Below are 14,876 nucleotides of genomic sequence, written 5' to 3' on the forward strand. Positions count from 1 at the left end.
GAGCCGCGCCATGACCACCCCCGCCGAACGCCGCCGGCACGGCCGGGCCGCCCGGGAGCGGGTCTCCCGCTCCGCCCACGGCCGGTGGATCCCCGCCGCCGACCGGCCCGACCCGCTCGGCGTGCTGGAACGGCAGGGCGCGGACCGGGTCGCCCGGCTGCTGCCGATCCGCCACGGGCGGATGGCGGAGAGCCCGTTCGCCTACCTGCGCGGCGCCGCCGCCGTCCTGGCCGCCGACCTCGGCGCCCTCCCCGACACCGGGCTCACCGTCCAACTCTGCGGCGACGCCCACCTGTTGAACTTCGGCCTGTACGCCTCGCCGGAGCGCGCGCTGCTCTTCGACGTCAACGACTTCGACGAGACCTTCCCCGGCCCCTTCGAGTGGGACGTCAAACGGCTCGCCGCCAGCGTCGCCGTCGCCGCCCGCGACAACGGCCAGGACGATCGGCGGGCGCGCCGGGCCGCGCTCGCCGCCGCCCAGGGGTACGCGACCGCGATGCGGCGGCTGGCGGGCCGGGGCGAACTCGACGTCTGGTACGCCCGGGTGGACACCGCGCAGCTGCTGCCGCTGCTCGCCAAGCCCCGGCAGCGCAGGCGGGCCGAGGCCGAGTTCGCGCGCGCCCGGCGCCGCACCAGCCTCCAGGCCTTCGGCAAGCTCACCGAGGAACGCGACGGGCGGCGCCGGATCATCAGCGCGCCGCCGCTGATCGAACCGTTGAGGAAGACCGAACTGCGCGGCGTCGGCAAGGTGTTCAGCGACTACCGGGCCACCCTCGCGGAGGACCGCCGGGTGCTGCTGGACCGCTACCGGTTCGTCGAGGCGGCCACCAAGGTGGTCGGGGTGGGCAGCGTCGGCACCCGTTGCTACATCGTGCTGCTGGAGGGCGGGAACGGGCACGACCCGCTGTTCCTCCAGCTCAAGGAGGCCGGCCGGTCGGTGCTGGAGGACCACCTGCCGCCGCTGCGGGCGGACGCCGAGGTGCTCGCCCACCACGGCGGCCGCCGGGTCGTCACCGGCCAGCACCTGATGCAGGCCGCCAGCGACATCTTCCTCGGCTGGACCACCGGCCCCGCCGGGCGCCACTTCTACGGCCGCCAACTGCGCGACATGAAGGGCTCGGCGGACATCGCCGACTTCCGGCCCTCCGGCCTGCGCGCCTACGCCGACCTCTGCGGCCGCACCCTCGCCCGCGCCCACGCCCGCACCGGCGACCGCCTCGCCATCGCCGGCTACCTCGGCAGCGCCGACACCTTCGCCGAGGCGGTCGCCGACTTCGCGCTGCGCTACGCCGACCGGACGGCGGCCGACCACGGCGAGCTGGTCGCGGCGATCGCCGACGGGCGGGTGGCGGCGACTCCGGGGGTGTGAACCGGGGCCGGGGGAGGGCGAGTTCGGCGCGGCCTTCGGCGCCGGTGGGGTCAGCGGGGCCGCAGGCCGTCCATGACCAGCCCGAAGAGGTGGTCGCGGCGCTCGGCGAGGGTAGGCCCCTGGTCGGCGGTCCAGCTCAGGGCGTTGACGAGGACGAAGACGTCGAGCGCCGTGACGTCCGGGCGGATCAGTCCCTCCTGCTGGGCGGCGGCGAGCAGCCGCCCGCCCGCCTGGCGCATCCGCAGGCAGCTCGCGTGCAGGGCGGACTCCGGGTCCTGCAGGGTGGCCATCAGGGTGGCGGGCAGGCCCCGGTAGGCGGCGGCGTCGAGGAACTCGTGGAGCCAGGTGGTCAGGGCGGGGCCGGCCGGTTCGGCGGCGGCGAGGGTGTCGGCGCGGGCGGTGAGGAGTTCGAAGCGGCGGCCGAGCAGGGCCGCCAGCAGGTCCTCGCGGGTGGGGAAGTGCCGGTAGAGCGTGCCGAGGCCGACCCCTGCGCGGCGGGCGACGTCGCGCAGGGAGGCCTGGGTGCCCTCGTCGGCCATCAGGGCGGCCGCCTCGGCCAGGATCCGGTCGCGGTTGCGCTGGGCGTCGGCGCGGGGCGCCGTCTGCGGTTCAAGGGGCATGGGGTTCCTCGACGTTGACAACTGGAGCACTGCTCCGGTTAGCTTTCCGGAGCGGCGCTCCGGATTCTAGTCGGAGCCCGTCCGTCCTGCGTCGGGGGAGAACACATGGCCACGGAGAACACGATGAAAGCCGTCCGGCTGCACGCCTACGGCGGACCCGAGGTGCTGCGGTACGAGGAGGTGCCGAGGCCCGTCCCGGGGCCCGGAGAAGTGCTGGTCCGCGTCCACGCGGCGGGCGTCAACCCGCCCGACTGGTACGTCCGGAGCGGCTTCACCACCATCCCGGCCGAACGACGGCCCGACTGGCCGCTGCCGCTGACCCTCGGCACCGACGTCTCCGGCGTGGTCGCGGAACTCGGCGGCCCCGACACCGGCTGGAACGTCGGCGACGAGGTCTTCGGACTCCTCGGCTTCCCCGGCCGCCCGTCCGGCTACGCCGAGTACGTCGTCGCGTCGGCCGCCGACCTGGCGCGCAAGCCGGCCGCCCTCGGGCACGTCGAGGCCGCCGCCGTCCCGATGGCCGGGCTGACCGCCTTCCAGTTCCTGCACAAGCGCCTCGGCTACGCCGGGGGCGGATCGGCCGTGGTGGTCGGCGCGGCCGGCGGGATCGGACACCTCGCGGTCCAACTCCTGCGCCTGGCCGGGGCGGAGGAGGTCGTCGCGGTCGCCTCCGGGCGGCACGAGGAGTTCCTGCACGGCCTCGGCGCCGACCGTTTCGTGGACTACACCCGCACCCCGGCCGCCGAGGCCGTCCAGGGCGCCGACCTGCTGGTCGACACCGTCGGCGGCCCCGAGGCCCACCGCCTGCTGGGCGCCCTGCGGCGCGGTGGCCGACTGGTGTCCTGCTTCCTCGGCGAGTACCGGCCCGAGCGGGCCGCGGAACTCGGGGTGGCCCTGAACGAGGGCCTGTGGCAGGTCCGTTCCAGCGGCGGCGACCTCGCCGAACTCGCCCTGCTGCTGGCGGACGGCCGGGTCCGGGTGGCCGTGGACGGCGTCTACCCGTTGCGGGAGGCCGTCGCCGCCCACCGCCGGGCGGAGCGGGGGCACATCCAGGGCAAGATCGTGCTGCGGGTGGTCGGGTAGCGGGGGAGGGGGCGTGCCGGGGCCGTACGGGGGTCGGTCCCGGCAGGCAGTCACCCTGCGTCGGGCTGCGGCGCGGGTCGTCGCGGGTGGGGGAGCCGGCTGTCAGGGCCGGTCCCCGGCGGGGCATCACCGGGCCACCGGCCGCCGTGGGCAGCGGAGTTGCACCGTCGGGGCCGGTCTCCTGGGTGCCGGGCCCGGCCCCGCCGCCCGGGCGATCGACAGGCGCCGGCCGGCGTGCACGCCCGGGTGCCGGTCGACACGCCGGACCAGGAGCGGCCCACCGCGCCGCGGGCGGCGGCCGGCTTCCGCCGCCGCCCGCAATTGGCTCCGGCAGCGCTCAGCCGAGCCGCGGCCGCACCGCCGCGACGAGCAGTGCGGCGGCGACCAGCAGGCCGCCCGCGTAGAACGGGCCGAGGTCACCGGCCGCCGTGCCGAGGGAGGCGGCGGCCAGCAGCGGGCCGGCCGTGGCGCCGAGGTTGAGGGCGGCGGTCGCGTAGGCGCCGGCCAGCGCGGGGGCGCCGGCCGCCTCGTACAGCACCCGGGTGATCAGCGTGCCGCCGACCGCGAAGGACAGCCCGCCCAGCAGGAACACCAGCGGCAGCAGCGCGCCCGGCGCGTCCGCCAGGACGGCCAGGGCGGGCCAGCCCGCCAGCAGCAGCGGGCCGCCGACGGCGAGGACCAGGCCGGGGCGCCGGTCCGCGAGCCGCCCGGCGACGGTGACCCCGGCGAACGACCCGGCCCCGAACAGCACCAGCGCGACCGGCACCCACAGGTCGCCCAGCCCGGCCGGGCCGGTCACCACGGGGGAGAGGAAGGTGAAGCCGCCGAAGGTCGCCGCGTTCACCAGCGCGGCGAGCAGCATCGCGCGGAGCAGCGGGGGGCGGCGCAGCTCGCCGAGCTCCGCGCGCAGGGCCGGGGCCGCGGCCCGGTCGGTCGACGGGGCAACGGGCGGAAGGCCCTTGGCGATGCCGACGGCGGCCGGCAGGCAGAGCAGCGCGACGGCCCAGAACGCGGCGCGCCACCCGAACAGCGCGCCCAGCACCGCCCCGCCCGGGACGCCGGCGACCGTCGCCACCGTCGTCCCCGACAGCAGCACGGCGAGCGCCCGCCCCTTGCGGTCCGCCGGGACGAGCGCGGCGGCGGTGGTCAGCGCCACCGCCAGGAACCCGGCGTTGGCGAGCGCGGCGACCACCCGGGTGGCCACCAGCACCGGGAAGCTCGTCGTCACCGCCCCGACGGCGTGCGCCGCCGCGAACACCAGGACGAACCCGAGCAGGCTGCCGCGCCCCGACCGGCCGCGGGCGAGCCCGGCCATCAGCGGCGCGCCGACCGCCATCCCGACCGCGAAGGCCGAGGTCAGCCCGCCGGCCGTACCGACGGTGACGCCGAGATCGGCGGCGAGTCCGGGCAGCAGCCCGGCGAGCATGAACTCCGAGGTGCCCATGGCGAACACGGCCAGGGCGAGCAGATAGAGCGGAAGGGGCATCGAGAGGCTCCGAAGCGGGGCGGTGGGAACGAGGAGGACGGACGTCTCGTCACCGCACGCTCAACCCCCGGGCGGCGCAGGCGTGGCGCTCGCTCGGACCTCGGTGGTTCAGGATCTCCGGGGTTTCAGGGGGCTGACGGCGCGTGACCGAAAGCCCCCACCCTGGATGCCTCAGGGCTCGACATGCCCGGCACGCTACCCGACCCCCTGCCGCCGGGTCACCCGGTTTTCCCGGCGGCCGGGCCGGGAGCCACCGGCCGGCGCGCCGCGAATCGAGGAGGGACCGCCCCCTCCTCGATCGCGACGGCCGGCCGGCACCGGCCTACTGCCTACCGTCCACCGGGACCGGCCTGCGGCTGGCGCAGGTGCCGGGCGAAGAACCCGGCCGCGTCCTCGCCCGCGAACCGCGGGACGCCCGTGTGCCCGCCCATGTTGGCGTGCAGCGTCTTCTCCCGGGAGCCGAAGGCGTCGAACAGGTCCAGGGACGCCTGCCGGTCGTTGCCCTCGTCGTCCCACTGCAGCAGGACGTGCAGCGGAATGGTGACCCGGCGGGCCTCCTCGAACACGGCGCGGGGAACGAGGCTCCCGGCGAAGAGGCCGGCGGCCACGATGCGCGGCTCGACCACCGCCAGCCGGACGCCGATGGAGATGACTCCCCCCGAGTACCCGACCGGGCCGCCGATCCCGGGCAGGGCGAGGAGGGCGTCCAGGGCGGCCCGCCATTCCGGGACGGACTTGTCGACGAGCGGGAGGACGAGGGCGTCGACGATCTCCTCGCCGACCGGCTCGCCGGCCTCCATGGCCCGGCGCAGGTCGGCGCGCGCCTGCTCGAGGGCGGCCCAGCGGGGCCGGTCCCCGCTGCCGGGGAGCTCGATGGTGGCCGCGGCGAAGCCGTCCGCCGCGCAGCGTCGGGCCCGGGCGACCAGCCGGGGGTGCATCCTGCGCAGTCCGAGCGGGGGGTGGCCGAGCAGGACCAGCGGGACCGGCTCGGACGGGGAGGCGGATGCGGGCGTCCACAGGATGCCGGGGATCTCGCCGAGGGTGAACCCACGCTCGAGGACGCCGCCGTCGAGGTGCTGTTCGGAAGTGAAACGCATGGTCGTGCCTTTCGGGAGTGCACTGGAACGGCGCTCCCGGACGACGACCTATCGCCCGACCGTGACCCCGGAGGAGAGCACCCATGTCGAAACGTTCACGGGTACCACCTCCTCGTTCTCTCGCACGGCCTCCAGGAGGCTAGCAGACCGGCGGTACCGGGGCACCGGAGAACCTCTCGGCCGGGCGGGGGCGGGCAGCGCCCTAGGATGCCCGGAAACCGAGGAGGGGGTTCGATGGCGAACCGTGGGAGAGCCGGCGGCATCGTGGCCGCCACCGCGCTGCTGCTGCCGCCGGCGCTGTGGGCGGTGGGGCGGATGGAGTCCGGGAACGGTGGGCGGGCGGTGGTGGCCGATGTCCTGAACCGGCCGTGGGCGATGCTCGGCCTGGCCGCCGTCCTGCTGCTGGCCGCGGTCGTGGTCCGCGGCCGGTGGGACGTCGTCGGCGGGCTGGCGTCGGCGTTCGCGGTGTTCGGGCTGCTGCTGTCGGGTGGCGGCCACGTCCTGCAGATGTTCGGACCGAAGGTCCAGGGGGTGAGCCGCACCGCCTCCCCGGAGCGGGCGGACCACGTCCTGACGGTGGCCCACCACGACGATCCGGAGGGCTACAACGGGCGCTACTTCGTCCGGCTGGAGACCGGCACCGGCCTGGCGACCCGCCGTTGGGACGTCCTCGCCCTCCACACGGGCGGCTTCCGGGGCCAGGGGGAGTTCGTCGCGGCGGAATGGGCCGGGTCCGGCCGGGTCAGGGTCACCACCGACGCCGGCTACCGCGTCTTCACCGTCGACCCGGGCTCCGGCGAACCGACCCTCACCGAGAGCGTCGGCGAGCTGAAGTCCCTCGTCCAGGGGGCCTGAGCATGGACGACGGGACGTTCGCCGCCGAGGCCGCCGCGGCCTGGGACGACGGGTTCACGGTGGGGGAGGGGCCGGGGCGGGAGAACCGCGTGCCGCTGGAGACGGCGGACGCGGCGGCGGCCGTGGCGCTGCCGGCCGGCCGGGTACGGGCGTGGCGGGCCTGAACCGCCGGATCTGTTGCGGGGATCGGCCGCCGGGGATCGGCCACGGGGATTGTCAGTGCCGTGTGCAACGGTGACGTCATGCTGGCGATCACGGTGCAGACGAACGAGACGCGGCACCTGAGGGTGTCCGCGGACGACCTCGCGGGGATGGTCCGGCGCATCGGTGCGCCGGACGACCGCTTCCTCGTCGTGGAGCGGATACCGGACCTGCCGGACGTGTACGTGCAGGTGTGGCACGCCGACGGCGAGGAGTACACGCTGGAGCACCGGGACGGCTCCGCCGAGCGGCACTTCGAGGTGCGGCTGGCCGGGCCCGAGCCGGTGGTCGCGGCGATGACGGGCTGGGCGCGCGGTGCGGCGGGCTGGGACGAGGGGCTGGACTGGCAGCCGCTCGACCTGGGCCCGGCGCCGGCGCCGGTGCCGCCGATCGACCTGGAGGCGGGCGAGCGGCGGGAGTTGGAGGACCGGCTGCGGCTGACGCTGGCCTGCGGCTACACCGACCGCGCCCGGCTCGCCGAGCAGGCCGAGGAGCACCTGGTCGCGGGCGACCGCCGCCCGCTCTCGCGCCCCCAGGCCGAGCAACTCGCCGACCGGCTCTGGCTGGAGCGGGTCGGCGAGCAGACCGGCTGGATCGGCGAGACGGATCCGGAGCGCCTGGCCCGGGCCTTCGCCGCCCTGGAGGCGGGCGGCATCACGGCCCGGGAGGACTTCGGCTGCTGCCGCTCCTGCGGCGACGCCGAGATCGCCGAGGCCGGCGAGGCCGACGCCCGCGGCTTCGTCTACTTCCACGCCCAGGGCACCGAATCCGCCGCCCTCGGCCACGGACTGTCCCTGCTGTACGGCGGCTTCGACGGCTCCCCGGCGGCCACCGCCGCGGTCGGGAAGGAGGTGGTCGCCGCCCTGGCGGAGGCCGGTCTGCCGACGGTCTGGAACGGCGACCCGTCCCAGGCCGTCGAGATACGCCCGCTGCTGTGGCGCCGCCGCCTGGCGGGGTGAGACCGGCACCGCGGTCCGGCGGCACCCCGACGGCCGGACGGCGGCGTCAGCCCCTCACGGCACCAGCACCCGCAGGGCGTCCCGTGCCACCGCGACGTCCACCGGGAGCGCGGCGATGAACTCGCCGTCGGCGTAGGCGGTGATGCCGGGGGACTCGATCCGCAGGGCTTCGGTGCGCAGCGTGGTGACCTCCGGATAGGTGATGTGGGTGCCCTTGAAGAGCGTGGGAAAGAAGCGGGCGATGCGCAGCCGGGGCATGGCGTCGACGAGGGTGAGGTCGAGCAGTCCGTCGTCGGGCAGGGCGGCGGGGCACATCAGCATGCCGCCGCCGTAGCTGCGGGTGTTGCCGACGGCGGCCAGGGTGAGGTCGCGTTCGATGACGGTGCCGTCGGCGAGGGTGATGCGGAACGGCAGCGGGCGGAGGTTGGCGAACTCGGCGGCGATGGCGAGGTTGTAGCGCATCCGGCCGCGCGGCCAGCGCAGCCGGTTCGCGCGGTCGCTGACCAGGGAGTCGAAGCCGGTGGCGAGGACGGAGCCGTACCAGCGCACCGCCCCGTCCGGGCCGGTGATCCGGCCGAGGTCGACGCCGCGGGTGCGCCCGGCGGCGATGACGTCGGCGGCGGCCTCGGGGGCGCCGAGCGGCAGGCCGTACTCGCGGGCGTGGTCGTTGCCGGTGCCGGCCGGTATCACGCCGAGCGGGACGGGCGTGCCGGCCAGGGCCTGGAGGGCGAGGTTGATCATGCCGTCGCCGCCGACCACGGCCACCGCGTCCACGCCGTCGGCCGCCGCCTCGCGGGCGAGCCGGACGGCGTCCTCGGGGGAGCGCCCGGCCCGCGGTTCGACGTCGACGCCGAGGGCCCGCAGCCGGGCGGTGGCCCGGTGGGCGGCGGGCTCGGCGTGGCCGATGCCCGCCGCCGGGTTGGTGAGAACGGCGACCCTGCGGACGGTTCTCACGTCGTTCACGGGATCAGCTTGCCCGGGTTGAGGATGCCCGCCGGGTCGAGTTCGGCCTTGACGGCGCGCAGGACGCGCACGCCGAGGTCGCCGATCTCCTCGGTCATCCAGGGCCGGTGGTCGGCGCCGACGGCGTGGTGGTGGCTGATGGTGCCGCCGGTGCGGAGGATGGCGTCCCCGGCGGCGCGCTTGGCTGCGCCCCAGCGGGTGAGCGGGTCCTCGCCGAGGGCGGCGACGACGGTGAAGTAGAGCGAGGCGCCGGTCGGGTAGACGTGCGAGACGTGGCAGAGCACCAGGGAGCCGGGCAGGGCGCCGGTGAGCGCCTCGGTGACGGCGGCCCGCAGGGCCGGCAGCCGGCTCCAGGAGGCCGCGGTCTCCAGGGTCTCGCACAGCGCGCCCGCGGCGAGCAGCGAGTCGCGCAGGTAGGGGGCGCTGAACCGGCCGTGCTCCCAGGCCCGGGCGGGGCCCTCGCCGAGCGAGGTGCCGCCGGCGGCGAGCAGGGCGTCGCGGGTGAGCTGCCGTCGGGCGGCGACCTGGGCGGCGCCGCCCTCGAAGACGGTGACGGCCAGGCAGCCGCTGACCGCCGGGGCGCCGCCGATCTGCTCGGTCATGGCCAGGTTGATCATGGTCTCGGCCTCGTCGGAGAGCCGGATCACGGTCGGGCCGGTGCCCTGCTGCTCGACGGCGCGCAGCGCGGCCGTGCCGGTGGCGAAGTCGGGGAAGCTCCACGCCTCGTACGCCTTGACGGCGGGCAGCGGGTGGACGCGCAGCCGGACGGCGGTGATCACGCCGAGGGTGCCCTCGGAGCCGAGGAAGAGCTGGCGCAGGTCGGGGCCGGCGGCGGAGGCGGGGGCGCGGCCGAGGTCGAGCACCCCGGCCGGGGTGACGACGCGCAGCCCGCGCACCATCTCGTCGAAGCGCCCGTACCCGGCCGAGTCCTGGCCGGAGGAGCGGGTGGCCGCGAAGCCGCCGATGGTGGCGTAGCGGAAGCTCTGCGGGTAGTGGCCGAGCTCCCAGCCGCGCTCGGCGAGCAGCTCCTCCGCGGCCGGGCCGGTGAGGCCGGCGCCGAGGACGGCCTCGCCGGAGGTCTCGTCCAGGTCGAGCAGCCGGTCGAAGCGGCGCAGGTCGAGGGAGACGACGGCGGCGAGGCCGCCGCGCTCGGGGTCGAGGCCGCCGACCACGCTGGTGCCGCCGCCGAACGGGACGACGGCGATGCGGCGTTCGGCGCACACCGCGAGGACGGCGGCGACCTCCTGCTCGCTGCCGGGCAGCACGACGGCGTCGGGGGCGTCCTGCGCCTCGCGGCTGCGGCGGCGCAGCAGGTCCGGGGTGGACTTGCCGCCGGCGCGCGGCAGCCGGTCGGCGTCGGCGGCGCTGACGTGCTCCTTGCCGACCGCGCCGGCCAGCGCGTCGAGGTCCTCGGCGGAGAGCCGGGACGGGTGCAGGACGACCTCGTCGGCGCTCGGCCCGGGGGCGGCGTCGCCGGTGACGCCGAGGGCGGCGGCGAGCAGTCCCTTGATGTCGGCGGACAGCTCCTTGGCCAGGGCCGGGTCGCCCCAGGCGTCCCACTTCATCGGGGGGAGCGGAAGTGCGGCGCCGGCCGGTCCCGCTTGCGTCTCAGGTGCCATGCGTTACAGTTTCACACATCATGTCAAGTAGTAACGACGAGCCCGAGACGCCGGGCCAGACCCGCGGGGGCACCGGCCAGGTCCCGGGGGCCCGCAGCACCGACGACGCGATCCTGGACGCCGCCGCCGACCTGATGGTCCATCTCGGCGTGCGCCGCACCCAGCTCGCCGAGATCGCCCGCCGTGCCGGGGTCAGCCGGCCGACCGTCTACCGCCGCTGGCCGGACGTCCGGGCGGTGATCGGCGCACTGCTCACCCGGGAGATCCTGGCCACCCTGGAGGCCGCCGTGCCGACCGGCCGGGACCGGGAGGCCTTCGTCGAACGGACCGTGGAGATCGCCGTCCGGCTGCGCGACCACCCGGTGATCGGCGCGCTGCTGCGCTCCGACGACTCCGACCTGCTGCTCGAGTACGTCGTCGAGCGGCTCGGCGCCAGCCAGCGCGGCCTGCTGGAGGCACTGCGCACCGGCATCGAGCAGGGCCAGGCGCACGGCTCGATCCGGGAGGGCGAGCCGCTCGAACTGGCCGCCATGGTCCTGCTGACAGCCCAGTCCACCGTCCAGTCGCACCGTATGGTCGCCTCCCTGCTGCCCGAGGCGGCCTGGCGGCGCGAACTGGCCAGAGCACTGAACGGATACCTCGCGCCATGACTCCCACCGCAGGCCCGCACACCGGTCCGCACTCCAGCTCGCACGCCGGTCCGTCCTCCGGTTCGCACGCGGGCCCGTACACCGGTCCGCACGCCGGGACCTCCCGCCTCAACGCCGTCCGAAGGGCGGCGGAGCTGGAGGCGCTCGGCGACGACGCCCGGATCGACCTCCTGGTCATCGGCGGCGGCGTCACCGGCGCCGGAGTGGCCCTGGACGCGGCCTCGCGCGGCCTGCGCACGGTGCTGGTCGAGGCCCGGGACCTCGCCTTCGGGACGAGCCGCTGGAGTTCCAAGCTGGTGCACGGCGGCCTGCGCTACCTCGCCTCCGGGCGGATCAAGGTGGCTCGGGAGAGCGCGGTGGAGCGCGGCGTGCTGATGACCCGCACCGCCCCGCACCTGATCCGCGCACTGCCCCAACTGGTGCCGCTGCTCCCGGACCTGCTGCGCCCCGGCCAGGCCGCGCTGATCCGTACCGGCTTCCACGCCGGGGACGCGCTGCGCCTGACGGCCGGCACCCCGGGCGCGCTGCTGCCCCGGGTGCGCCGGATCGACGCCGACCGGACCCGCCGGCTGGTGCCGGGCGTGCGGACGGACGGGCTGCGCGGCGCGCTGGTCGCCCACGACGGCCAACTCGTGGACGACGCCCGGCTGGTGGTCGCACTGGCCCGGACCGCCGCGCAGTACGGTGCCAGCGTGTTGACCAGGGTGCGCGCCGAGCAGGTCACCGGCACCTCGGCCCGGCTGGTCGACACCCTGACCGGGCGGGAACTCACCGTCCGGGCCGGCGCGGTGGTCAACGCCACCGGCGTCTGGGCGGGCGAGGTGGACACCTCGATCCGGCTCCGGCCCAGCCGGGGCACCCACCTGCTGGTGGACGCGAAGGCCCTCGGCAACCCGACCGCCGCCCTCACCGTGCCGGTGCCCGGCTCCACCAGCCGCTTCGTCTTCGCCCTCCCGCAGCAGCTCGGCCGGGTCGCGATCGGTCTGACCGACGAGGACGCCCCGGGCCCGATCCCGGACGAGCCGCAGCCCACCGAGGCCGAGCTCTCCTTCCTCCTCGACACCGTCAACGCCGCCCTCGCCACCGCCCTGACCAGGGCGGACGTGATCGGCGCCTACGCCGGGCTGCGCCCGCTGATCGACACCGGGGACGGCAGCACCGCCGACATCTCCCGCGAGCACGCGGTGCTGGAGAGCCCGTCCGGGGTGATCACCGTGGTCGGCGGCAAGCTCACCACCTACCGCCGGATGGCCGAGGACGCGGTGGACACCGCCGTCCGGCTGCGCGGCCTGCCCGCCCGCGCCTGCTGGACGGCCCGGCTGCCGCTGGTCGGCGCCCCCGGCCACGGGGACAGCCGCCCGCTGCCCGCCGGGGTCCCGGAGGGCGGAACCGCCGGGCGGCTGCCCGCCTCACTGCTCGCCCGCCACGGCGGTGCGGCCCACGAGGTGCTGGCGGCCGGAGAGTTGACGTCGATCGCCGAGGGCCTGGACGTGACCCGCGCCGAGATCGCCTACGCCGTCAGCCACGAGGGCGCGCTGGACCCGGCCGACGTGCTCGACCGCCGCACCAGGATCGGGCTGGTCGCGGAGGACGCCGAGCGCGCCCGGAAGGCGGTCGAGGAGATCGTCGAGGGGACCGTCGAGGAGCGTGCCGGGCGGCGTCAGGACGGCTGAGCGGCCCGGGGGAAGGGGGCGAGGTCCGGCTCCACCCAGGTGGTCCGGGCCTGCTCGCCCGCGAGCGTCCCGGGCCGGTAGTGGCGGGTGAGCAGCTCCTTGTCGAGCAGCTCGGGGTGGCGGGCCGCGAACGTGTCGAAGTCCGGTGCGGCGTCGGCGTGGTGGGCCACCAGCTCGACCCAGGCGCGGGTCATGGTGACGTGGAACTTCTGCGGTGCGCCCGCCTTGGCGGCCGTGCGCCGGATGCCCTCGCCGACCAGGGTGAGGGCCTCGTCGGCGCCGTGGCGGCGCACCGCGAGCCAGGTGAGCCGGACGTGCTGGCGGTGACCGAAGCGCTCGGAGCCGGCCATCGCCTCGCCCAGGAGGGTGTCGAAGGCGTCAGGGGTCGCGGGGGTGGTCATGGGAGGGCTTTCGTCGTGGGGGTCCGGGCCGGTGGGTCCGGACGGTGGATCGTAAGGTTTGGTGGCATTTGCGAGCAAACCGCCTGAACGGGTGGTTTCGGTGCACCGAAGGGGGTCGCGGACGATCGAGGGTTGACCGAGGGGGTCGGCCGCGAACGGGGAACGGGGTCCCCGGCTCCACGCCCTCGCAAGGCGGCCGTGGACGGGCGCGGCCGTGCGGAGGAGGCGGAATTCGCGGGGGGAGGAGGCGGAATCAGCGCGCCGTGCGCTCGGGCATCGGGTGCTCGGCGCCGGACAGCTCCAGGACGCAGGAGAGCGGGTGCTCGGCCCGGCCGGTGCGGTCCAGCCGCACCGCGAGCGGCCTCGGCGGGGTCGGCGGCTCCTCGGCGACCTGGGCGGTGAGGGTCAGCGGATAGTCGCCGTGCCCGTGGACGCGGTGGAAGTCGCACTCCTTGCCGTCGACCAGCAGCTCGGTCTCGGTGATCCAGCCGGACCGGACGTTGACGGTCACCGAGTGCCCGCCCTGGTCGAGGTGGAAGCTGTACCGCTGGCGCATCGGGACCTCCGGCGACCGGGCCTGCGACGAGGGGAGACGGCGGCGAGCCGACGAGGGGAACGGGTGAAGAGCGGACGAGGGGAAATCCACTGCCAGTCTAGGGCGGGAGGTCGCTAGGGTGCTCGGCATGCGGAGCACAGCGGGCGGCCTGCGGCCGTACGGGCCGGACGAGGAGGTGGCCGAGGCCGAGTACGTCCTCGGCCTGTACCGGGTGCCGGTCAAGGCGAGGACGGGGCGCGGGGCCGGCCCGGCGCCGCAGCCCGGGCGGCTGGAGGCCTGGGTCGACGGCGGCGCCCTGCGGGCCGTCCTGCGCCGTCTGGGTGCGCGGACCCTGCCCACCCTCGCCCGCCACGAGCCGGACCTCGACTTCAGCAGCCGGATCCGGCAGCCGTCGATGGCCGCGCTGGTCCGGGAGATCGAGCAGGTGGACCTGGCCCGGCTCCCGGCCGCCGAGCGCGAGGTGCTGGGCCTGCTGCTGGGTTGGGGCCGCAGGGCGACGGCCGAGAACGGTGCGCTGCGGATCGAGATCGACGCCGTGCGGTGACGCCCTGGCCGGGCCGGCGGCGGTTCCCGCGCAGGGTTCCCGTGTGCGACCCGGAGAAATTCCCGGGGTGGGCCCGCCCGCAGACGGATTCTCGTGATCTCTACAGTGTTGTAGATTCGTCCACAGGGAGAGATCAGAGGAGGGCATTGTGGGAGTTTCGCTGGCCAAGGGCGGCAACGTCTCGCTGAGCAAGGAGGCGCCCGGTCTGAGCGCCGTGATCGTCGGTCTCGGCTGGGACGTGCGCACCACCACCGGGGCCGACTACGACCTGGACGCCAGTGCGCTGCTGTGCAACGCGCTGGGCAAGGTGGTCTCGGACCAGCACTTCGTCTTCTTCAACAACCTCCGCAGCCCCGAGGGTTCGGTCGAGCACAGCGGCGACAACCTGACCGGCGGCGGAGACGGGGACGACGAGCAGATCAAGGTCGACCTGGACCGCGTCCCGGCCGACGTGGCCAAGGTGGTCTTCCCGGTGTCGATCTACGACGCCGACGCCCGGCTGCAGAACTTCGGCCAGGTGCGCAACGCGTTCATCCGGATCGTCAACCAGGCCAACGGCCTGGAGATCGCGCGCTACGACCTGACCGAGGACGCCTCGACCGAGACCGCGATGGTCTTCGGCGAGCTGTACCGCAACGGCAACGAGTGGAAGTTCCGCGCCATCGGCCAGGGCTACGCCTCCGGCCTGCGCGGCATCGCGACCGACTACGGCGTCAACGTCTGACCGTCGCCAGCCGGTAGCGGTCGACGCCCGTTCGCCCGAAGCGGGTCGACCGGGGTTCGGCAGTCACGGCCACGCG

At 75.8% G+C, this 14,876-nt stretch carries 16 protein-coding genes; 9 read left to right on the plus strand and 7 right to left on the minus strand.

The window, feature by feature from the left end; all coding sequences use genetic code 11:
- The first annotated feature begins 10 nt into the window (after positions 1-10).
- Positions 11-1,369, plus strand: coding sequence for a DUF2252 domain-containing protein (locus ACFY4B_RS05235; protein WP_049658339.1), 1,359 nt, complete (start codon positions 11-13; stop codon positions 1,367-1,369).
- Between the two features lie 50 nt (positions 1,370-1,419).
- On the opposite strand, the gene ACFY4B_RS05240 is transcribed toward ACFY4B_RS05235, so the two are convergent.
- Complete coding sequence (locus ACFY4B_RS05240; protein WP_375874527.1) at positions 1,420-1,989, minus strand: TetR/AcrR family transcriptional regulator; 570 nt, start codon at positions 1,987-1,989, stop codon at positions 1,420-1,422.
- Positions 1,990-2,094: 105 nt separating this feature from the next.
- Between ACFY4B_RS05240 and ACFY4B_RS05245 the strand changes: the two genes are divergently transcribed.
- A complete protein-coding gene (locus tag ACFY4B_RS05245) occupies positions 2,095-3,072 on the plus strand; it encodes an NADP-dependent oxidoreductase (RefSeq protein WP_387966538.1) in 978 nt (325 codons plus the stop codon).
- A 337-nt stretch (positions 3,073-3,409) separates the two neighbouring features.
- Here ACFY4B_RS05245 and ACFY4B_RS05250 read toward each other — a convergent pair whose 3' ends face one another.
- Positions 3,410-4,558 carry a Cmx/CmrA family chloramphenicol efflux MFS transporter gene (locus ACFY4B_RS05250; protein ID WP_387966539.1) on the minus strand — a complete coding sequence of 383 codons (1,149 nt, stop codon included), beginning with the start codon at positions 4,556-4,558 and terminating at the stop codon, positions 3,410-3,412.
- A 329-nt stretch (positions 4,559-4,887) separates the two neighbouring features.
- On the minus strand, positions 4,888-5,655 hold the full coding sequence (locus ACFY4B_RS05255) for an alpha/beta hydrolase (protein WP_375874525.1): 768 nt from the start codon (positions 5,653-5,655) through the stop codon (positions 4,888-4,890).
- Positions 5,656-5,889: 234 nt separating this feature from the next.
- On the opposite strand from ACFY4B_RS05255, the gene ACFY4B_RS05260 reads away from it, so the two are divergent.
- From ACFY4B_RS05260 to ACFY4B_RS05270, 3 genes are all read left to right on the plus strand, one after another.
- The gene (locus tag ACFY4B_RS05260; RefSeq protein WP_387966540.1) at positions 5,890-6,510 is read left to right on the plus strand and encodes a hypothetical protein; all 621 of its coding nucleotides are present in this window, start codon (positions 5,890-5,892) and stop codon (positions 6,508-6,510) included.
- Positions 6,511-6,512: 2 nt separating this feature from the next.
- On the plus strand, positions 6,513-6,674 hold the full coding sequence (locus ACFY4B_RS05265) for a hypothetical protein (protein ID WP_387966541.1): 162 nt from the start codon (positions 6,513-6,515) through the stop codon (positions 6,672-6,674).
- Between the two features lie 78 nt (positions 6,675-6,752).
- Positions 6,753-7,670 (plus strand): DUF6891 domain-containing protein, encoded by a 918-nt coding sequence (locus ACFY4B_RS05270; protein WP_049658625.1) that lies wholly within the window; start codon positions 6,753-6,755, stop codon positions 7,668-7,670.
- A 54-nt stretch (positions 7,671-7,724) separates the two neighbouring features.
- Here the strand turns inward: ACFY4B_RS05270 and ACFY4B_RS05275 are convergent, their stop codons facing one another.
- Positions 7,725-8,633: a diacylglycerol kinase gene (locus tag ACFY4B_RS05275; protein WP_380738162.1), complete on the minus strand. Its 909-nt coding sequence runs from the start codon at positions 8,631-8,633 to the stop codon at positions 7,725-7,727.
- Entirely contained in the window at positions 8,630-10,198 is a 1,569-nt protein-coding gene (locus ACFY4B_RS05280) for an FAD-binding oxidoreductase (RefSeq protein WP_387966542.1), read from the minus strand. The genes ACFY4B_RS05275 and ACFY4B_RS05280 overlap by 4 nt, the downstream gene beginning before the upstream one ends.
- A 74-nt stretch (positions 10,199-10,272) precedes the next feature.
- On the opposite strand from ACFY4B_RS05280, the gene ACFY4B_RS05285 reads away from it, so the two are divergent.
- Positions 10,273-10,902, plus strand: a complete 630-nt coding sequence (locus tag ACFY4B_RS05285; RefSeq protein WP_387966543.1) for a TetR/AcrR family transcriptional regulator — start codon at positions 10,273-10,275, stop codon at positions 10,900-10,902.
- A complete protein-coding gene (locus ACFY4B_RS05290; RefSeq protein ID WP_387966544.1) occupies positions 10,899-12,575 on the plus strand; it encodes a glycerol-3-phosphate dehydrogenase/oxidase in 1,677 nt (558 codons plus the stop codon). The genes ACFY4B_RS05285 and ACFY4B_RS05290 overlap by 4 nt, the downstream gene beginning before the upstream one ends.
- Here ACFY4B_RS05290 and ACFY4B_RS05295 read toward each other — a convergent pair.
- Entirely contained in the window at positions 12,563-12,976 is a 414-nt protein-coding gene (locus tag ACFY4B_RS05295) for a hypothetical protein (protein WP_387966545.1), read from the minus strand. The genes ACFY4B_RS05290 and ACFY4B_RS05295 overlap by 13 nt on opposite strands.
- A 253-nt stretch (positions 12,977-13,229) precedes the next feature.
- The gene (locus ACFY4B_RS05300; RefSeq protein WP_074004108.1) at positions 13,230-13,532 is read right to left on the minus strand and encodes a hypothetical protein; all 303 of its coding nucleotides are present in this window, start codon (positions 13,530-13,532) and stop codon (positions 13,230-13,232) included.
- Between the two features lie 127 nt (positions 13,533-13,659).
- Here ACFY4B_RS05300 and ACFY4B_RS05305 point away from each other — a divergent pair, with 127 nt between their 5' ends.
- Both ACFY4B_RS05305 and ACFY4B_RS05310 read left to right on the plus strand, forming a co-directional pair.
- Positions 13,660-14,076: a hypothetical protein gene (locus tag ACFY4B_RS05305; protein ID WP_387966546.1), complete on the plus strand. Its 417-nt coding sequence runs from the start codon at positions 13,660-13,662 to the stop codon at positions 14,074-14,076.
- Positions 14,077-14,224: 148 nt separating this feature from the next.
- The gene (locus tag ACFY4B_RS05310; RefSeq protein ID WP_049650185.1) at positions 14,225-14,800 is read left to right on the plus strand and encodes a TerD family protein; all 576 of its coding nucleotides are present in this window, start codon (positions 14,225-14,227) and stop codon (positions 14,798-14,800) included.
- Positions 14,801-14,876: the final 76 nt, after the last annotated feature.

The organism is Kitasatospora sp. NPDC001261 (assembly GCF_042896795.1).
In the GTDB taxonomy this organism is placed as follows: Bacteria; Actinomycetota; Actinomycetes; order Streptomycetales; family Streptomycetaceae; genus Kitasatospora.